General features: G+C 57.0%; 16 protein-coding genes. 8 read left to right on the top strand and 8 right to left on the bottom strand.

Features of this window, described 5'->3' with window-relative positions; translation table 11 throughout:
* The first annotated feature begins 92 nt into the window (after positions 1-92).
* Positions 93-1142 (top strand): rhodanese-related sulfurtransferase, encoded by a 1050-nt coding sequence (locus A3850_RS07300; RefSeq protein WP_068215208.1) that lies wholly within the window; start codon positions 93-95, stop codon positions 1140-1142.
* Between the two features lie 262 nt (positions 1143-1404).
* Positions 1405-2094, top strand: coding sequence for an SDR family NAD(P)-dependent oxidoreductase (locus tag A3850_RS07295; protein ID WP_068215207.1), 690 nt, complete (start codon positions 1405-1407; stop codon positions 2092-2094).
* A 247-nt stretch (positions 2095-2341) separates the two neighbouring features.
* Here the strand turns inward: A3850_RS07295 and A3850_RS07290 are convergent, their stop codons facing one another.
* From A3850_RS07290 to A3850_RS07280, 3 genes are all read right to left on the bottom strand, one after another.
* Positions 2342-3562 carry a 1-acyl-sn-glycerol-3-phosphate acyltransferase gene (locus A3850_RS07290; RefSeq protein ID WP_197494006.1) on the bottom strand — a complete coding sequence of 407 codons (1221 nt, stop codon included), beginning with the start codon at positions 3560-3562 and terminating at the stop codon, positions 2342-2344.
* Positions 3563-3657: 95 nt separating this feature from the next.
* Positions 3658-4800: an anhydro-N-acetylmuramic acid kinase gene (locus A3850_RS07285; protein WP_068215205.1), complete on the bottom strand. Its 1143-nt coding sequence runs from the start codon at positions 4798-4800 to the stop codon at positions 3658-3660.
* A gap of 130 nt (positions 4801-4930) precedes the next feature.
* Positions 4931-5275, bottom strand: a complete 345-nt coding sequence (locus A3850_RS07280) for a cytochrome c (protein ID WP_068215204.1) — start codon at positions 5273-5275, stop codon at positions 4931-4933.
* 472 nt (positions 5276-5747) lie between these two features.
* On the opposite strand from A3850_RS07280, the gene A3850_RS07270 reads away from it, so the two are divergent.
* Both A3850_RS07270 and A3850_RS07265 read left to right on the top strand, forming a co-directional pair.
* Positions 5748-6371, top strand: coding sequence for a 50S ribosomal protein L25 (locus A3850_RS07270; RefSeq protein WP_068215202.1), 624 nt, complete (start codon positions 5748-5750; stop codon positions 6369-6371).
* 110 nt (positions 6372-6481) lie between these two features.
* Positions 6482-7375: an alpha/beta hydrolase gene (locus A3850_RS07265; protein WP_068215201.1), complete on the top strand. Its 894-nt coding sequence runs from the start codon at positions 6482-6484 to the stop codon at positions 7373-7375.
* A gap of 86 nt (positions 7376-7461) precedes the next feature.
* Here the strand turns inward: A3850_RS07265 and A3850_RS07260 are convergent, their stop codons facing one another.
* From A3850_RS07260 to A3850_RS07245, 4 genes are all read right to left on the bottom strand, one after another.
* Complete coding sequence (locus A3850_RS07260) at positions 7462-9072, bottom strand: cellulose synthase family protein (protein WP_068215200.1); 1611 nt, start codon at positions 9070-9072, stop codon at positions 7462-7464.
* A gap of 2 nt (positions 9073-9074) precedes the next feature.
* A complete protein-coding gene (locus A3850_RS07255; RefSeq protein ID WP_231915293.1) occupies positions 9075-9794 on the bottom strand; it encodes a glycosyltransferase family 2 protein in 720 nt (239 codons plus the stop codon).
* A gap of 228 nt (positions 9795-10022) precedes the next feature.
* Positions 10023-10754 carry a 3-oxoacyl-[acyl-carrier-protein] reductase gene (gene fabG / locus A3850_RS07250; RefSeq protein WP_068215199.1) on the bottom strand — a complete coding sequence of 244 codons (732 nt, stop codon included), beginning with the start codon at positions 10752-10754 and terminating at the stop codon, positions 10023-10025.
* 146 nt (positions 10755-10900) lie between these two features.
* Positions 10901-12685, bottom strand: coding sequence for a DUF5060 domain-containing protein (locus tag A3850_RS07245; RefSeq protein WP_068215198.1), 1785 nt, complete (start codon positions 12683-12685; stop codon positions 10901-10903).
* A 246-nt stretch (positions 12686-12931) separates the two neighbouring features.
* Here A3850_RS07245 and tnpA point away from each other — a divergent pair, with 246 nt between their 5' ends.
* Positions 12932-13435 (top strand): IS200/IS605 family transposase, encoded by a 504-nt coding sequence (gene tnpA, locus A3850_RS07240; protein ID WP_068215197.1) that lies wholly within the window; start codon positions 12932-12934, stop codon positions 13433-13435.
* A gap of 256 nt (positions 13436-13691) precedes the next feature.
* On the opposite strand, the gene A3850_RS07235 is transcribed toward tnpA, so the two are convergent.
* Positions 13692-15500 (bottom strand): acetate/propionate family kinase, encoded by a 1809-nt coding sequence (locus A3850_RS07235; RefSeq protein ID WP_068215196.1) that lies wholly within the window; start codon positions 15498-15500, stop codon positions 13692-13694.
* A 395-nt stretch (positions 15501-15895) separates the two neighbouring features.
* On the opposite strand from A3850_RS07235, the gene A3850_RS07230 reads away from it, so the two are divergent.
* The 3 genes from A3850_RS07230 (at position 15896) to A3850_RS07220 (ending at position 19171) form a co-directional block, all read left to right on the top strand.
* Positions 15896-18340: an HRDC domain-containing protein gene (locus tag A3850_RS07230; RefSeq protein WP_068215195.1), complete on the top strand. Its 2445-nt coding sequence runs from the start codon at positions 15896-15898 to the stop codon at positions 18338-18340.
* A 166-nt stretch (positions 18341-18506) separates the two neighbouring features.
* Entirely contained in the window at positions 18507-18758 is a 252-nt protein-coding gene (locus tag A3850_RS07225) for a DUF6364 family protein (protein ID WP_068215194.1), read from the top strand.
* Positions 18758-19171, top strand: a complete 414-nt coding sequence (locus A3850_RS07220) for a PIN domain-containing protein (RefSeq protein ID WP_068215193.1) — start codon at positions 18758-18760, stop codon at positions 19169-19171. The genes A3850_RS07225 and A3850_RS07220 overlap by 1 nt, the downstream gene beginning before the upstream one ends.
* Positions 19172-19245 lie beyond the last annotated feature (74 nt).

Raw genomic sequence — 19245 nt, 5'->3', positions numbered from 1 at the left:
CGCAACTCGCTACTCGCTACTCGCCCCTCACCCCGCACCTGCGGCAGCGCCCAAAAATCCGTAAATTTGCGCCCCCGAAAAGGAAGAAAGCTATGCGCAAGCGACTTAAGAATATCTACAGCGAAGCAGAATTACGCGCCCGTCTGGCCGCTGAAACGGAGCCGCGGACGACGTTCTCTTTCTACCGCTACGCCAAGATCGAGGACCCGGAACGCTTCCGCAACGAGTGCTACCTGGCCTGGGATGCACTGAGCGTTTTCGGGCGCGTGTACGTGGCTCAGGAGGGCATTAACGGCCAGGTTTCCGTGCCGGAATCCAAGTTCGAAGCCTTCAAGGCGGAGCTGTACAGCGTAGATTTCATGGACGGCATGCGCCTGAACATCGCCATCGACGCCAAGTCGGATTCCTTCCTGAAACTGAAGATCAAGGTGCGCGAAAAGATCGTCGCCGACGGCCTCAACGACGAGACCTTCGACGTCACCAAACGCGGCCGCCACCTCAGCGCAGCGGAGGTCAACGCCCTGCTCGACGAGGATGATACCGTCGTCGTCGACATGCGCAACCACTACGAGAGCGAGGTGGGCTACTTCGAGGGCGCGATCCGGCCCGACATCACCAATTTCCGCGACCTCCTGCCCGCCGTGGAAGAAATGCTCGAAGACAAGCGCGACGCCAACATCGTGATGTACTGCACCGGCGGCATCCGCTGCGAAAAGGCCAGCGCCTACTACCTCCACCGCGGCTTCCCGAACGTCGCCATGGTGGACGGCGGCATCATCGATTACGCCCGCCAGTGCGCTGCCCTCGGCCTCGAAAGCAAGTACGTCGGCAAGAATTTTGTCTTCGACGAACGCCTCGGCGAACGCATCACGGAGGACGTCGTCAGCACCTGCCACCAGTGCGGCCAACCCTCCGATCGCCAGCTCGATTGCGCCAACGAGCCCTGCCACATCCTCTTCACCCAGTGCGAAACCTGCGCCGAGCAGTTCAACAATTGCTGCTCCACCGAGTGCCAGGAATTCCACGCCCTGCCGGAGGACGTCCAGGCCGTACAAAAGATCGGCAAGGTCTTCAACGCCCAGCGCTACGGCAAAGCCTTACGGGCCAGTTTGATCGAAAAAGGAGAAGTAAAACTGAAGTAGTTTTGGGCGCTGACGCGGGTGCGGAGTGAAGGGATTAGGGGACTGGTCAGTTCACAGAAGTCTTCTGTTGGGGTTTGGGATTGACTTTTAACCTAGGACTGGTGCTTTGGTACTTTGGTGCTTTGGGCTACCGCACGTGGAAGCGCGGCAGCCCAAAGCACCAATATACCAAAGCACCAAATTCTCTAGAAATGGAGAACAAAAACTAATAAACCTAAGCTTTCCGCGACAACCAACTCCCCCAATCACCGTTACCCCACCCATGGCAAACTACCTAATCATTGGCGGCAGCTCCGGGATCGGCCGCGCACTCGTGGATCAATTACTGAACGAAGGGCACTCCGTAGCCGTCTGGGCCCGGGAACAACGGGATTTACCGTCGAACGTGGCGTTTACTACCTACGACGTGATCGGAGAAGCGGATCCGGACAAATCGGCCATTCCCGATGGCTTGGACGGGCTGGTCTACTGCCCCGGCAGCATCAATCTGAAATCGTTCCGCAGCCTCAAGGCCCCCGCTTTTCGCGAGGCTTTTGAATTGAACGTGGTGGGCGCCGTCCGTTGCCTCCAGGCCTGTGAACGGCACTTGAAAAAGGCGGAGAATGCTTCCGTTGTTTTCTTCAGTACCGTAGCCGTGCAGCGGGGGATGCCCTTTCACGCCGGGATTGCCGCGGCCAAGGGCGCCATCGAAGGGCTCACCCGCAGCCTCGCCGCCGAGTACGCACCGGCCATCCGCGTAAACGCCATCGCCCCCTCACTGACGGATACTCCTTTAGCCGAAAAACTCCTCGCTACGGACGACAAACGCCAGGCCAGCGCCGATCGCCACCCGCTGAAACGCGTCGGCACCGCGGAGGAAATTGCCGCCATGGCTGCTTTCTTGTTGAGCGAAAAGGCCGCGTTTATGACGGGGCAGGTAATTGGTATGGATGGGGGATTGGGGGCGGTTTAAGGGTGAAGACTACTTCTTAAAAGGTACTCTGTCACGTCTTCTATCACGTCTTCTGTCACGTCTCCCCTCTCCTTTGGAGAGGGGCCGGGGGAGAGGAATTCTTAGGCCTTTCCGTACAACTCCAACATCTTGTGACGCAATCAGTCCGGGATCTCTCCGAACCTGACGGTTCGTCTGATTTGCTGCGCAGCTACTTCGTGGTCCGGCCTATCATGGTGATCCCTACCGGGATCGACAGACTGGAATCTTAACCATTATTATATATCTCCAACATCTCACGGCGTAGCCTACGCAACTCCTCATCGTGTTTCCCCGAACCGGAAAAACGGCCGGCCCAGAAGGCGCGGTAGGTGACCCAGTATTTCAGGGCAAACAGGCCGCTGACCGGGAGGCTGAGGAGGTAGAGCCAGCCCCAACCTTCGGGGTATAGCCAATTGAAGAGCAGCGTCTGGATCAGGTAAGTGATCGGGATGATGAACCAACTGGCGAGGCACTGGACGGTCGCCTTGTAGCCGCGGTCGATGCCGAGCGCTTTCCACATAGCGTTGATGACCACGAGCCAAAAGGTGTGGTTGAGCAGGCCGTAGAGGAAGAAGGGGAAGCCGAGGACCGTCCCCAAATGCAATTTCCGTTCCGGGTGGTTGCTAAATTCGATGTCGAGCTGCCCCGTTTCGCGGGCGAGTTGGTCGTAGGCCGTAGCCGTGGCGCGGAGGGCCTCCCGTTGGTCCTCCGACATGGCGCGGAGTTTGGTGAGGATATCCTGCGTCCGGTAGTGGTGCTTACTGACGGTGAGCGGCGCATCGTTCTGGATGGCCCGTTCGATGGGGCGCAGTAAGTGTTCTTCGGCCTTGTTCTTGGTTTGGATAAGCAGCCCCTGCATCCGTTTGGTGAGCAGTGAAGTGAGGGCGCTCATGGCCCGGACCGGGCTCTTCTCGTACTGCTCCCGGAAGGGCAGCAGGTCGATGGGCTCCCCGTAGCGAACGAAGACCCGGCTGAAGCAAGTCGTCGGGCTCTCGTAATTGGCGCAGACGGGTTGCATGGAGACGCCGAGCGTCCAGTCGTTGCGGTTCTCCGCTTCGAGGGCCATCCCCGCGGCTCCACCCTTGAGGCGACGAAGCTTGCGTTCCAGTTCGGAAAATCCCTCCGGGGCGATGTAGACAATCTTCCCCGTTTCCAAACTGGCGAAGGTGCGGTTGAATACTTCCTCCTTAGCGCCTTTGGTGGCTCCGGCTTCCTTGTCCTTGGCGCGGGCTACGGGAATGCAGAAGGGGTCGATCAAAAAAGCCGTGATCGGACTGAGCCACAGGCCGGCGTTGGCCAGGAAATAGGTCTGGTGGTCAAGGTGGATACCGGCGATCAGCGGGTCGATGAGTGTGTTGGGGTGGTTGCCGCACATCAGCGTTGGGCCGGGGTGGTTGGCGTGTTCCCGCCCTTCCACTTCCATTCCGGGATAGTAGAGGCGGATCATCCACCGGCTCATGAAATGGAAGAGCTTAAAGACTAATTTGGACAGGGGGCGATACTCTATGCGGCCTTCCTCCAAGCGGGGAAGCCAGCCGCGGGTTAATGCTTGGGCGGGGGCAAATATACCGCTCCATTAATGGTGGGGAAACGGGCACCCGTAGCGGTAGCCAGCGAGTTGGGTTGGCCGGCCACCCGGAGCAGGGCGGTGAGGGCCATCAGCGCCGCCTCCTTAAAGTCCGCTACCGTTGGTGGCGGGACGGTAAAGCATACCCCATCCTCCTTCCCAATTCGATTCAGTTGTTGGAGGAGGTAGGCATTCCGGGCGCCGCCACCGGTGACGAGGCATTCCGTTACTGAAGCAGGATCTTTCTTTATTTCTGAGTTGGGAAGTACGGAAAGGACGTCCGTACCAATCTTCACGGCGAGCCATTTAGTGAAGGTGCTCAGCCGGTCGGCCACCGGTAAATCGCTCGTGGCGAGGAGGGGCCAAAGCGTATCCCTCACCCAGCCGTTACCCAGTGATTTGGGATAGGGCCCCCGGTGAAAGGGGAGCCCGCCAATACGGTCCGCCAAGTCAGCGTTGAACTGTCCACTCGCGGCGAGACGCCCGCCGGCGTCGTAGGGAAGGCCGGCGAGGTTGGCCAGCCGGTCCAGTATCTGGCAACAACCGGTAATGTCTCCCGCTAGATACCGGCCATCCGTTTGCCTGACACTCAGGTTGGCGATGCCCCCCAGGTTGAGGAAGGCACCGTGTTCGGGGAAGAGGTACTTATCCGCCACGGGGGCGAGGGGCGCGCCCTGCCCGCCGGCCGCTACGTCGGAACTACGGAATTCAGTGACCGTCGTAAGCCCCGTCACCGTAGCGATGAAAGCACCGTTGCCAATTTGGGTGGTGAAGCCCCGTTCGGGATCGTGGAAAATAGTGTGGCCGTGGCTCCCGATCAGCGTGGGATTCAGTTCCGGGTGCTGCTGGAGAAAGTCCGCCGCTCGCCGGCCGATCCATTTCCCCAGGTCCGCGTGGAGGCGCCAGAGCTCCTCCCCCGGCAGGTGGGGGGCGGATTTCAGCCGGGCCCTCCACAAGGGTGGGTACGGATCCGTCGTGGCGGCGCGGATGGACCAGTCCACGACCGAGAGTACTCCCTCCGCATCCGTAGTGGTAGTAAGGTCGCAGATGGCCAAGTCCAGCCCGTCGAGGGAGCTACCGGACATGATGCCCAGGATCTGGTGGGTGGTCGTCGTCATGCCCACAAAGTAAAGGCCCGGAGCCCAACTCTTCCCCTTGGGGGTAGCGTGGAACTCCGGGCCTGATAATTATGGTCCCTACGTAGGCCGTAGCCGGTAGGGAATCATTTCGCTTTGGCGGAAGGGGAAATTACTTCCGCAGGTCCATCGTAAACTGGGCCATGGCCTTGATCTCCTCTTCACTGAGGATTTCGCCGAAGGCCGTCATGATGCCATTCTCGCTACCGTTGGTGATGATGTTGATGCGGTAGTCCATGTCCTTATCGCTTTCCTGCAGGTTGGCCGCGCCGTTGGTGCCCATCGTCCCGTCGATGCCGTGGCAGGCGATACAGCGGACTTTCCAGATCTTCTTGGTATTGATCTCCGGTTTCTTCTCGGCCTTTGCCGTTTTGGGAGCTTCGCTGGGGGCATCCTCACCGCCACCACAGGCTACGATGACGAAGGCAAGGAGGAAAAGGATGAATATCTGTTTCATTTCTGTTGTGCTTTGGGTGGTTTTTGTAAGTACTCGACGTGCTCAACGTTTATCACGGCAGCGTCATATAAAGGTGTAAGTATAATGCTTTTACGGTAGCGAATGTTAGCCGCGCTTGGTTTTGGGGTTGTTATCTGGAATTTGTCTAGGTAATCCTCTCCCCCGGTCCCTTTCGCTGCGCGGCTCCTCCTGCCCGTCCCGAAGGGCCGGCCTGCGTAGCGATGGCACACCGTCAGGTGGCCCATTCTACTCCTTCTCCAGGAAGGGCGGGTGAAGAGAACCCCAAAATCACAAACTTTAACAAGCAAACCACCACCAAACCCCAAAAACACGTATCTTTGCGGGCCGTTAGCGCTTCTGCTTGGTCACTCCTGTATTATGGGGGACTAAAAGCGAGGGTCCTGGACCTGGTCCCGAAGCAATCCCCCCCAAAATCTAGAGCGGATCGGCGCTCCAATAGAATTTACGAATTATGGAATCTGTACAAGTAAGCGGTGAAATCCGCACCAGCCTCGGAAAGACCGGCGCTAAATCCATCCGCCGCGAAGGCCTCGTCCCCGCTGTTCTCTACGGAGCGGGTGATCCCGTTCACTTCACCGTGAAAGCGCTCGACCTGCGCAGCCTCATCTACACGCCCGACTTCAAGTTGGCCGAGTTGACCGTTGACGGCACGACCCACAAGGCCATCATCAAGGCCCACCAGTTCCACCCCGTAACGGATGCGTTGACGCACGTCGACTTCCTCGCCCTACAGGATGGCCACCCCATCAAAGTACAGGTACCCGTTCGCTTCGAAGGCGTTAGCCCCGGTGTCCGTGGTGGTGGTAAGCTACAGGTTGCCGTTCGCCGCGTCAAGATCAAGACCACGCCCGAGAACCTGATCGACCACGTTGTCCTCAACATCTCCAAGCTGGAGTTGGGTGAAGCCATCCGCGTTCGCGACATCGCCGACATCGAAGGTGTCGAGATCCAGAACCCCAGTGGTCAGCCCATCGCTTCCGTCGAAGTACCACGTGCCCTTCGTTCCGCTGCTACTGCTGCGGCTAAGGCGGCTGAAGCAGGTGGCGAAGCTGCCCCCGCCGAGGAAGAGGCCTAGTCCGCTACCTCCAACCAAAACCAGAAACGCCCAACCGAAGAGATTCAGTTGGGCGTTTTCTTTTGGTGAATGAGGCAACTTTTCCGGGCAATTCTCGTCAGCCTATCGTGATGCGTTACTTACTCCTCTTCTTTGCCGTTTTATTGATCGGTCAATCCTGCTCGGAATCCGACCCCGCGCCCATCCCACCGGCAGTGCCCGAAGAGCGGCAAACGACAATCCAGTACGGTCAGGCGGCGGACCCTAATCTTGTCAGCTTAGATCTCTACTATTCGTCTGCCTTTGAAGCACTGAAGCCGGTTGTCGTCTACGTCCACGGAGGCGCGTGGGTGACCGGTGATAAGGCCAATAACATCAGCGATAAGGTTGACCTCTTTCGGGAGGAAGATTACCTCTTCGCCAGCGTCAACTACCGGCTCAGCCCCTTCCCCTTTGAACTGGATAATGACGCTCGGATCAAGTACCCCGTCCACAACAACGACGTGGCCGAGGCCATCGCCTGGATCCACGAGAACGTAGCCGACTTCGGGGGAGATCCGGACCGCATCGTCCTGATGGGCCACAGCGCCGGAGCCCAGTTGATTTCGCTGCTGGCCACCCGCCGCGAGTTTTTGGAAGACGCTGGCGTACCCTTCTCCGCCATTCGGGGTGCGATCAGTGTGGATACCGAGGGTTACGACGTTCGCGAGAGGATTGTCAACAACGCTGATTTATACCGAAATGCCTTCGGCGACGACCCCGCTGTTCACGCCGCAGCCTCCCCCCTCCTGAACGTGATGGCCGGGCTGGAATATCCTCAATTCCTCGTCCTCACTCGCGGCACCGTGGCGCGGCAACAGCGGGCGACGGATTTTCACACCGCGTTGCGCAACGCCGGCGTAGAAAGCGAGCTATTCACGACGGTAGCCTACACCCACGAAGGCATCAATGAGGCTATTGGTCAGCGTGGGGAAGCAATTGTCACCCCAGAAATCGTCCGCTTTGTGGCGGATTGCGTGCAGTAAGCGTACGCTCTTCCCGAGGCGTCGCTTTATTAATCTGGCGGGATTAGCCGGGTATAGGGCCTCCCGGGACTGGCATTTTGCACCAGCTACACCATCCGCAGGTGCTTCACGCTGAAGAAGAAGATCGACCCGTACCCCAGCGCCAACAAGCCGTGGAAGAATATGAAGGTCGTGTTCTGCAGGTAGAAAGCACCGGCCACCGCCACGCAGAAGTAGAGGCAGAGTAGCCCCTCCCCGATCGTGATCAGGTTCAGTTTCCCTTTCAGGTATTTCTTGCTACTGATCTTGTCGCGGATCGTATTAATATTGAACTTGGGCGTCCGCACGAAGGGGCTTTTCTTTCCCCGGTAGCCCTGCAGGACGGCCACCGTGTTGTGCAACGAGAGGCCCATGCTCAGCGCCAGGAATAGTGGGAACAACAGGAGGAACTTACCAACGGAGCGAAGGAAATTCCGGTCCTTATTCGCCACCGTCTGCACGTTGGCCGTGAAGTAGATCGCAATTACGGAGAGTAGGCCGATCAGGAAGACGGCGAAGAAGTTTTTACTGAAGCCAAGGTCCACCAACTCCCCGAATAAAAAGAGAACGGGTACGCTGAACACTCCGCACAGAAAAACGAACAGGAAGATCGTACTCCCCAGCAGGTGGGCCGTAGAATGCACCTTGTGCCAGAAACCCATGTCGGATTTCCAGACGGAGGGCAGCATTTTTTTGGCCGTCTCGGCGCCGCCCTTCATCCAACGGTGCTGCTGGCTTTTGAAGCTGTTCATTTCTACGGGAAGCTCGGCGGGGCTACCTACTTCCTCCAGGAAATGGATCTTATAGCCGGCCAGTTGGGAGCGGATACTCAGGTCGAGGTCTTCCGTCAGCGTATCGGGTTGCCAGCCGCCACCGGCCTCGATGGTTTTGGCCCGCCAGACACCGGCCGTGCCGTTGAATTGGAGCAGGTGGCCACCGTTCATCCGCCCCACTTGTTCCACGGTGAAGTGGACGTTCAGCTGCAGCGCTTGCAAACGGGTGATGATGGAGTAATCCTGGTTTATGTGTTCCCACCGTGTTTGCACCACCCCAACTTCGGGGTCCGCAAAGTGGGGAATTGTTCGTTGCAGGAAGTCCACATCGGGCACGAAATCCGCGTCGAAGATGGCAATGAATTCACCGCGGGCGCGGGGCATCGCGTCGCGGAGGGCGCCGGCCTTAAAGCCCTGTCGCTTTTCGCGGATGATCTGTTCGATGTTGAAACCCTGGGCCTTGTATTCGGCGACTTTGCCGGCGACCAGTTCCACCGTTTCGTCGGTACTGTCGTCGAGGATGTGGATCTCAAAGCGGTCCTTCGGGTAGTTGAACTGGGCCACGGTATCGATCAGGCGGCCAATCACAAAGAACTCGTTGAAGATCGGTAGTTGCACCGTCACGAAGGGATAGTAGGCCACGCCTTCTCCGTTTGCGGGCGCTGCCGCAGGTGCGGGGGAAGAGGGTAAAACGGGGCCACCCGCTCCGGCCAGGGCCAACTCCGGCTCGGGCCGCTCCACTTCCTGACCGTGGGGCTGGAGGTTGGCGAAGGATACCGGGTGGTCCGTAGGGTTATTACTCTGCTTGTAGTGGTACAGCAGGTTGAACTGCAGGACGCAGTAAACCGTGATGTACAGCAGCGAAATGGTGTAGACCGCCGCTACGAAAATGGCAATTCCCGTCATGGTTAAATGAGTTTGAAGATCGTCCACAAAATCTTGTGGCCGGCCAGAATGGTACCCTTCAGCGTACCCGATATTTTTGATTGCCCGATTCGCTTCCGGTAGCGGACGGGTACTTCCACGCATTTCATCCCCGCCTTGGCGGCCTTGACCTGCATCTCGACCGTCCAGCCGAAATCCGGGTCCTCCATCTCCAGTTGCCGCAGGGCGGAATACCGGATGGCCCGAAAGGGACCGAGGTCGGTGAATTCGTTGCCGTAGATCATTTTGATGAGCGTTGTTGCCAGCCAGTTCCCGAAGATCTGTTGGGGTTGCATACTGCCCGGTTCCAGGTCACCCAGGGCGCGGGATCCGATGACGAGGTCCACCCCGTCGGTGAGGATGGGGGCTACGAGTTCGGGAAGTTGTTCGGGGTAGTCGCTGTGGTCCCCGTCTACGAAGACGACGATGTCGGGCCATTCTGCTTGGGGCCGGTCTTCGATGTATTGCATTCCCTTCAGGCAGGCGGATCCGTACCCGGCTCGCTTCTCGGTCACTACCACTGCACCCGCGGCAGCGCCCCGCTCCGCCGTATGATCGCGAGAATTATTGTTACAAACGATGATGTCCCGCACCTGCGCCTTCGGTAATTCATTGACGACCAAAGCGATACTGTCCTCCTCGTTATAAGCAGGGATGATAACGTCAATGACCGGCGAAGAGGCTAACAAGATGGCGACGTGCAAGTGAGGACCAAAAAAGAGGCGTGCCGAAACAACGCCTGCTGGGTCCGCAAAGATACGCCGGTTGCGGAGAGCGGGTGTCGGGAAGTGACGTTGTAGTCGGGTAGTACTTAGTCGGGTAGTACTTAGTCGGGTAGTCGGGTAGTACTTAGTCGGGTAGTCGGGTAGTAGCGTAGTCGGGTAGTGCGTGACGTACTACCCGACTACCTGACTACCCGACTACGCTACTATTCACATTCCCCCATCAACGCCCAAAACCTGGCCATTTACGTAGGAGCTCAGGTCGGACGCGAGGAAAACGCAAGCTTTCGCGATCTCCTCGGCCTCCCCGAACCGCTTGAGGGGCACGTTTTCGAGGTATTTTTGCTGGACGTCCTCCGAAAGCTCGTCCGTCATTTCCGTGCGGATGAAGCCGGGTGCGATCACGTTGCAGCGAATGTTGCGCGAGCCCATCTCCTTGGCCATCGACTTGCTGAAGCCAATAATGCCCGCCTTGGACGCCGCGTAGTTCGTTTGCCCCGCCTGGCCAATGACGCCCACGATGCTGGACATATTGATGATCGAGCCACCACCCGCTTTCATGAGGGGCCGCAGCGCGTGCTTCGTCAGGTTGAAAATGGACTTCAGGTTGTTGTTCATCACGTCGTCCCACTGCCCTTCGTTCATGCGCAGCAATAACGTATCGCGCGTAACGCCGGCGTTGTTGACGAGCACGGAGATGTTCCCAAAATCAGCGGTCACTTGCTTGACCAGTTCCGCCGCCGCCTCAAAACTGGCCGCGTCACTCTGGTAAGCCTTGACGTTTTCGCCGAGTTCGGCCACGAGCGCTTCGGCCGGCCCCACGCTACGTGCGTAGGTAAAGGCCACCTTAGCACCCTCCTGAGCAAACGTGCGTACAATCGCCGCGCCAATGCCACGCGAACCACCAGTAATCAGGGCAATTTTCCCTTCCAATAAAGACATAGTCAATAATTTTTATCGCGCGAAGATAAGTACCCCCTCGCTGGTAGGTTCGGCTTTAGCCGATACCCCGCAAGCACGTAAGGTTCGGCTTTAGCCGATACCCCAAAGGCCAGCGCAGCGAAAGCCGAGGCACGTAAGTGACGACTTTAGTCGTCACCCAAAACCAACACCGCCCAGTCCCCCTTCCCCGGCGCCTCCAAAACAACCTGTCCCCCCTCAACCCCAACCACAACCGCCTCCCCCATCACCCCCTCCCGCGGGTTATACCAAGCCAAAGAAACCGCCCCTTCCCCAACAACCGCGTCCCCCCGCAAATCCAAACTCGTAGCATCCCCAAACGGCAAATACACCGCATACACCTCCCCAGGCTGCGCGAAGCAAAAGGCTTCCCCCTCCACCAGCTCATCCATGGATTCCATCTTGTGAAAGGGTAAGTATTCCTCAAAGAAGCGCCGCGCGTGGGTTGTCCATTCCCAGGCCCGTTCGCGGGTGCGGAAGGTTTCGGTATTGAGGTCGTTATTCTCGTTTTTGGCGCCGGAATACCACTCCACGCCAGCCCCGCCGGCCATCAGGTTGGCCCACAGCGTGAGGGCGCGGAGGCTATCCTGGTTGTTCGACGCGCCGTCGTCGTAAGAGTAGCCCGTATCGGGGTCGAGGCCCCGAAACCAGGGGCCAACTTCGTCCAGTGTCATGATCCACGGCGCACCGGCGTCGGCACTGAGTTTGAGCCACTTTTGGGTCACTTCGTGGGCCGTGTAGGGCTCCCCGATTTGGAGGGCAAGGCCCGTCAGTCCATCGTTGCCCAGGAGGGGCCGGTAGATCTCTTCGAAGGCATCTTCGCTCGGGTGGGTGTGGAGTACGACGTGATTTTTCCACGGGTCATTTTCGGAGAGGTAGGCGATCATTGCCCGTTGTTGCTCGGTCGTCTGGGCGGTTTCTGACCAGTGGTTGGGCCCGTTTTCTTCGCCGAGGTTCCACGTCAAAGCGCGGTGGTGGCCGAAGCGGGCGATCAGTTCCCGGAAGTAAAGTTGGCGCAACGGGCCGGTATCGCCACCGTCCTGCAGGGTTTCGTTTTCGGTTTCCTGGAGGACGAGGTGGATCATCATCCCCAGGTCGTCGGCGTGCTGAAAGACGCGTTCCCACTGGGCGAGTTTGGATACGTCGAACCGGTCCAGCGTTTCGTGATTGACGAACGGCCAGACGTCCTTCCCGTCGCCATTGATGTTCATCGTCAGGGCGTAGAAGCTGTTCACCCCGTGGTCGTGGAGGTACTGGAGGGCGCCCATCAGGTTCTTGCCCTTCCCATCTTGCCAGGTCGGGCCGGTGGTGAAGTCGCCGGCGTGGTCCGCAAATTTGTGGAGACCAACGGTCTGGTTTTCCCCCTCCCGGAAGACGTTCAGGTGGCGGTAGGTCGAGTCAAATTCGAAGTAGCCCAGCAGGTTTTCGGGGCTGTCGGTGCCGCCCTTCAGGAAGTAGTCTTCGGTTTCCGCCCACTGGAGGTAGCGGGGGTGGGTCCGTTGTAATCGGCCACGTTCCCCCGGCTTGGCTGGCCCGGCGAGGACGCTCCCGCTGAACTCCTTTACGGCCGTCCCATTCTTTTGTAGGCTGCCCGTGTAGTTCCAGGTGCCTTCTTCCGGTGCGCGGAACCGGACCCTCCACATGGCACCTGCGTCAGCGCCCGTCTCCGCTGCATTTCCGTCCGCCGCGTAGAAGGCCGGCAGGGTCAGCGTCTGGCCATTTTCGTGGGTAAACGCCACGTCCATTTGGTAGGTCGTAAACGGGTTTTCGGCGGCATTTTCGCTGGTGCTGGGGCCTTCGAAATCGATTTCCGTTAATTCCCATTTTGCCACCGTTTTTTCGTGATCCGTACCGGGGGCGCTGCCGCAGGATGCGAGACAAAGGGCGAGTAGGAGCAGGGTGACGTGTTGCATGGGAGGGGATTGCGGGGTGGTGGGGTAAGATAGGATTTTTGGATGTGTGATTGTTAGAATGGGTCACCGTCGTGGTTGTGGAATGGGCGTCTGGGCCAATCTGTCGTTTTGTAGAATGGGCCACCTGACGGTGTGCCATCGCTACTCAGGCCGGCCCTTCGGGACGGGTATTGTTGAAACAATTTGTTATTTATTGTTTTGGCTCCTATCTTTATTCCAACAAAAAATAGCAAACCGTTTTTGCACATGCCTTCTTCCTTTGACCGTATTGTGGTCCACACCGTTTTTAGCACCAAATACCGACACCCTTTTATTGATGATGAGATTGAGGAAAGTCTTCATCTCATCATTTCACGATTGTTGGTAGATCAGGGTTGTACGGTTCTTGAAATCAATGGGATGCCTGACCACATCCACATCTTGCACACGCTACCGCGCACAAAGTCCATTTCCAGCGTGATGCGCATCGCTAAGAGCCAAAGTTGTGATTGGGCCCGAAACCAACACCCTGAACGTTACGAACACTTCGCCTGGCAAGATGGCTATGCCGTTTTTTCCGTGGATTATCGAAAACTGGAAAAGACACGGTTGTACATCCAAAACCAAAAATTCCACCACGGCGCGTGCCCATCAGGTGCAAAACCACTACGCATAATCTCTTACCGTACGGAATTATTATCGCTGTTTAAGGCCTATGGTATCAAGGATTACGACACCAACTACCTCTTCCCACGCCCCCCGGCAGCCTAAAACAACCCGTCCCGAAGGGCCGGCCTACGTAGCGATGGCACACCGTTAGGTGGCCCATTCTACTACACGCGGTGGCCCTTTCTGTACGATGTGGCCAATGGCATCAAGGACTACGACATCAATTACCTCTTCCCACGCCCCCCAGCCGCCTAAAACAACCCGTCCCGAAGGGCCGGCCTACGTAGCGATGGCACACCGTCAGGTGGCCCATTCTACAGATGGTGGCCCGTCCTAAATGAGGCAAATAATCCCCCACCTACCCAACCCGCCGCTTCACCAACGTCCCCGAAGACGCCGTCTCCGTCAAAATCCCCTCATCGCCAGAATTGATCTCGGCCGCGTTCCCCTCGTCCGTATCGATGTGCATCTCCAGTTTGTATTTGGGGCTGACGCGGATGAGGACGTTGCCAAAAGTAAGCGATCGCTCGCCGGAGCCGACGGTGACCTCCACGATGTCGCGGTCCTTCACCGCAAAGGTTTCCGCGTCCGCCGGCGTCATGTGGATGTGGCGCCAGGCGCATATGACGCCCGTTTCGAGGTGGAATTCCCCCTTCGGGCCGATAAGCTTACACCCAGGGGTATTCTCTACCTTGCCGGACTCGCGGACGGGCGCATCGATGCCCAAGAAGAATTCATCGGTGCGGGATATCTCTAATTGGTCCTTGGTCCGGACCGGCCCCAGCACCCGGACCCGCTCGATGGTGTTGCGCGGGCCGACTACAGCCACCGTTTCCTCCGCCGCAAACTGCCCGGGTTGGGAGAGCCACTTGCGGACGGTCAGTTCGTGGCCTTTGCCGAAAAGGGCGTCCACCGTCTCCTGCCGGAGGTGGATGTGGCGGGCCGAGATGGCGACCGGAATGGTCGGCATGGTATTTACGGCATCTTCTTTTTGGATCAGCTTTGCACACTCCCGCGCCATCGCCAGTTGCTCGTTGGTCTTGACGGCCAGGAGCTTCACGCGGCTGTGGCGCATGTTGAATTCTGCGACGGGGTGGGTGTCGGAGAGCTCCAGCGAAGTATTGAAATCTTCGTAGATGACCGCGCCGAGGTAGTCCAACCGCTGGGCTACCCGGTGGCGGATGATGGGGCTGTTCTCCCCAATCCCGCCGGTAAAGACGATCGCATCTACCCCACCCATGATGGCGGCGTAGGCACCGATGTACTTCCGCAAACGGTGGGTAAATACCTGCACGGCCAACTGGGCGTCCTTATCCCCTTCGGTGGATTTATTCAGGATCGTCCGCATATCATTACTGACGCCGGAAAGGCCGAGCAGACCGGATTCGCGGTTCAGTATTTCGTCGATCTCCGCCGGGCTAAGGCCAGCTTCCCGATCGAGGTAGGCGATGATGCCCGGGTCGATATCACCGGAGCGCGTCCCCATGACGAGACCTTCCAATGGCGTCATGCCCATACTCGTCTCGACGGAACGCCCGAACTCGATGGCCGCTACCGAGCAACCGTTCCCCAAATGGCAGGAGATGATGCGGAGGTCGGAAGGCTCCGCCCCGAGGTAGGTCGCGGCCGTAGCGGCGACGTATTTGTGGCTCGTCCCGTGAAAACCGTAGCGGCGGATACCGTGCTTTTTGGCGAGGTCTTTCGGCAGCGCGTAGGTCTTTGCCCGCGTGGGGAGACTTTGGTGGAAGGCCGTATCGAATACCGCAAAATGGTCCGCATCGGGAAAAACCAGTTTTGCGACCTGGATGCCTTTCAGGTTAACCGGATTGTGCAGTGGAGCCAGTGGCGCTAATTCCTCAATGGTTTGCTCCACCTCCGCCGTGATGCGCACCGCCCGGTCAAAGGTTTCCCCGCCGTGGACGACCCGGTGAGCGATCCCGTCGATCTGTTCGTCCTTCAACTTGTCGGCCAACGCTTCGAGACAGACGGCGATGGCGCGTTCCGGCCCCTTGTTCTCCAACTCAAGTTGGGTGCCGTCGGAAAACGTCAGCGCGGGCGCATCGAGCAGCCGTTCGGCGGACATTTCAAACAGGGTCTTACCGTTCAGTGCATTCAGGAGGGCGGCCTTGAGGGAGGAGGAGCCGGCGTTCAGGGTGAGGATGTTCAAGTTGGGTTGGTTGCTTTGGTTTTTGGAGTAACGGGAGCTGGGTGGCTTTGTTTTTTATTGAATTCTACAGTTGGGACATTAGATTTTAAAAGCTAGATTTTGGACGTTGGAGTGGCGGGCACAAATAGCATTAGCTCTTTTATGGGCTTAGTCGACAGCCCTAATACCTAACGATTATTCTATAAGTGTAAACAACATGAAATCAAAACTTTATTAGCTCTACCACGAGGGTTGAACTTTAGTTCTCCTCCTCTCTACCTCTCCTGCGAAATAATCCGAAGCGCACGAACAACCGTTTCTAAACGAATAAATTCGCAAGTATTCGAATAAATAACGACTCTCTGTTTTGCGCCGCCGGTACTTGCGGCCAAGTCACCAAAACAGATCGTTACCTCATGTCCTCCAATCCAGCGCTTGAACTTGCATTTAACTACGTCGCCCATACCGACCGCCACGTTTTCCTTACCGGGAAGGCGGGGACGGGTAAGACCACCTTTCTCCACCGCGTCAAAAAAGAAGTGCACAAACGGATGTGCGTGGTGGCACCGACCGGAGTGGCCGCCATCAATGCCGGTGCGCAGACCATCCACAGTCAATTCTCCCTCCCCTTTGGTTTTTTGGAGCCGGGCCTGAACCCGCACCGGGCGCGGCAAATGTCCAAGCGAAAATCACAGGTGCTCCAAAATATTGACCTATTGATCATTGACGAGATCAGTATGGTTCGGGCGGATATCTTGGATGCGATTGATACCGTCCTCCGCAAACAGCGCAGAAAGAATATCCCTTTCGGCGGCGTGCAGTTGTTGATGATTGGTGATCTTCACCAACTGCCGCCCGTAGTGGTGAGAGATGAAGAACCATTGCTGAAGCGCTACTACGCTACCCCCTATTTCTTTGCGGCTCGGGTGATGAAGCAGGCTGATGCGATCGGTATTCCCCTTACCCACATTTACCGCCAGTCCGACGCCACTTTCATCGATTTGCTCAATAAGGTGAGGAACAACCAGTTGGATGCTGCCGTAATCGACCAACTCAACTCCCGCTTCCGCCAGGAGCCGGATGATGCCGCCGGTCAGATTACGCTCACCTCCCACAATGCGACGGCTAAGCGGGTGAACGAACGCAACTTGGGTAAGCTCACTACACCTGGTCATCATTTCGAAGCGGAGATCAAAGGAACCTACCCCAAGAATTTGTACCCCAACGATTTGGAGCTAAACTTCAAAGTCGGCGCTCAGGTCATGTTCAACAAAAACGATACGGAAGGCAGCCTTTATTACAACGGTAAAATTGGGGAGATCACGGATATCGCCGACGGTGTGATCACCGTCAAATGCCCCAACGAAAAAGCGATCGAGGTTCACCCCGTCACTTGGGAGAACAACCAGATTGTGGTGGATGAACAATCGGGCGCTCCCAAGGAGGTTTGCGTGGGTGAATTCATCCAGCATCCCCTGCGCCTGGCCTGGGCGATTACCATCCACAAAAGCCAGGGCCTCACCTTTGATCGGGTCATCATCGACGCCGGCAACTCCTTCAGCCACGGGCAGGTCTACGTTGCGCTGAGCCGGTGCCGGACCTTCGAGGGCATCACGCTGCGGAGCAAGATCAGCCACGGCAGTGTACTGACGGATAGCATCGTCACGCAACACGCCGCCGCCGCTGAACGTAACTGCCCTACCGAGGCGGACTTGCGGGAGGACCGGCGGCAATTCCAAATCACCTGCCTGGAGCATCTTTTTGATTTTACTGGGGTAGAACATCAGTTCAACCAAGTGAGCCGTGCTTTGACGGCGCAGTCGGTCAACATTCAGGGGGATGGCGTTGATCGCTTCCTGTCCATCAAACAAGAGGCCGGGCAGAAGCTCATCTCGATCAGCAAAAGCTTTCAGCCGCAGATCCGGCAATATCGCCAGTCCGGGGTGACGCCCGAGACGGATGCGGCCGTACAAACCCGGCTTCGGGCGGCCGCGACTTACTACCTCAATTATTTGCGGGGTGACTTCGGGAAACGGCTCACCGCCTACGATTTTCTTTGCGATAACCGATCGGACCGGTCCGACATTGAAGGTGCGCTGGAACAACTTTGGGAATCGCTTTTCATTAAGACCAAACTCCTGGAAATGGCTGGCAAGGGTTTCACCGCAGAGTTGTATTCACGGACACAGACTTTAGCGCAAGCGGAGTATAAAAGGTCCAAGTTATCCAGCGTAAGCCCCGTCATCGCCCCACCCCGTCAAAGTACCCCCAGTGGTGTAGCGCACGGGGAACTCTTCCAGCAATTAATGAGTTGGCGGCTCCAACGGGCCAACGAAGTAGACGTGCAGCCCTATCGCATCTTGAGCAATCAGGTCATCATCAACCTTTGTCAGTTACTCCCCGTCACCCGTGAAGCGTTACTTACCGTTAAGGGCATCGGGCAAAAGAAGACCAACAGCTACGGCGAGGAAGTACTCAATTTGATCAGGCGATACACCCTTGATAACAAGATCAACGGTACCCGCTCCGGTGCTAAACATCACCTGAAGGCCGTTAAGACCAACACTTTCAAGGAGACCCTCGATCTTTTTAGGCAGGGCCTCTCCGCTAGCGAAATCGCCGAGCGCAGGGGCCTGCAGGAAGAAACGGTTTACGTCCACGCCATCAAGTTCCTCCGGTCCGGGGCGCTGACGCTGGATGCCATGCTGGGGACGGAACGCCGCCGCCAAATCGAAACCTACACCCAGGGCAAAAGCTTGATGGATATCTCCGTACTCCACCACCAGGCCCGGGGTAAGTACAGTTTAGGCGAACTACGCGCGGTGTTGACGGCAAGGACGTTGTTGGGGAAGGTGGGGTAGGCTTGAAGATTGATCTGCCTCCCTAAATCTAGGTTCAACCTTAGATATGCGTATGGCGAGCTGTTCCACTAGTTCAATCCTGGATCTCGTGGAGTGGTCCACCTAAAACCCGGCAAACAACTTTACACGTATAAGTCTGTATATTTATACGTAAAACTTTTTCATCATGGATAAGAAACTCACGTTGAGTCTGAACGCCAGCGTAATCGAAAAGGCTAAAGGTTACGCTAAATCACACGGCACGAGTGTATCGAGAATGGTGGAGACCTATTTGTCCGCCATCGTAAAAGAAGAGGTTGATCCACCCAATAATTACACGCCGACGGTAAGCCGGTTAATTGGAATCGTGGAATTGCCCCGTGACTACGAAACATTGAAATCTGAGTACGCGGATTTCCTCAGCAAAAAATACGAGTGATGAGCAAGGTCTTTATAGACACTAATATAATCATCGACCTACTAGCCAAAAGGCAGGAATACGCCGAAACGGCCGAGGTTTTTAGCTTGGGGGATAAGGGTGCGCTAACTCTCCTCATATCCTCATTGTCCATTTCTCATCTCCACTACATTCTTCGCAAACTCATCGGAGACAAAACACGCTCCGCCCTGCAGGATCTTGAACTCATTGTCCAGATTGCATCAGTAGATAGCTCCACCATAAAATTGGCGCTGTACGATGAATCCTTTACCGACTTTGAAGATGCGATTCAGTACCATTGCGCCGCCGAGCATGAAGCGGATGTGATCATCACCAGAAATCTGCGGGACTTCAAAGACACTAAGATTCCGGTAATGACATCTAGCCAGTTCATCAATTCTCTGGCCAGATAGTTTGATCCTCCGCGGATTCGATAAGTAGCGTAAAGCCCAAATTTTGCGTCCGCTACTTCCTTAGATATCATATC

The sequence above is a fragment of the Lewinella sp. 4G2 genome, from assembly GCF_001625015.1.
Lineage (GTDB): Bacteria > Bacteroidota > Bacteroidia > Chitinophagales > Saprospiraceae > Neolewinella.
The sequence above is the reverse complement of the archived record's forward strand: the minus strand, read 5'-3'. Positions and strand labels throughout refer to the sequence as shown.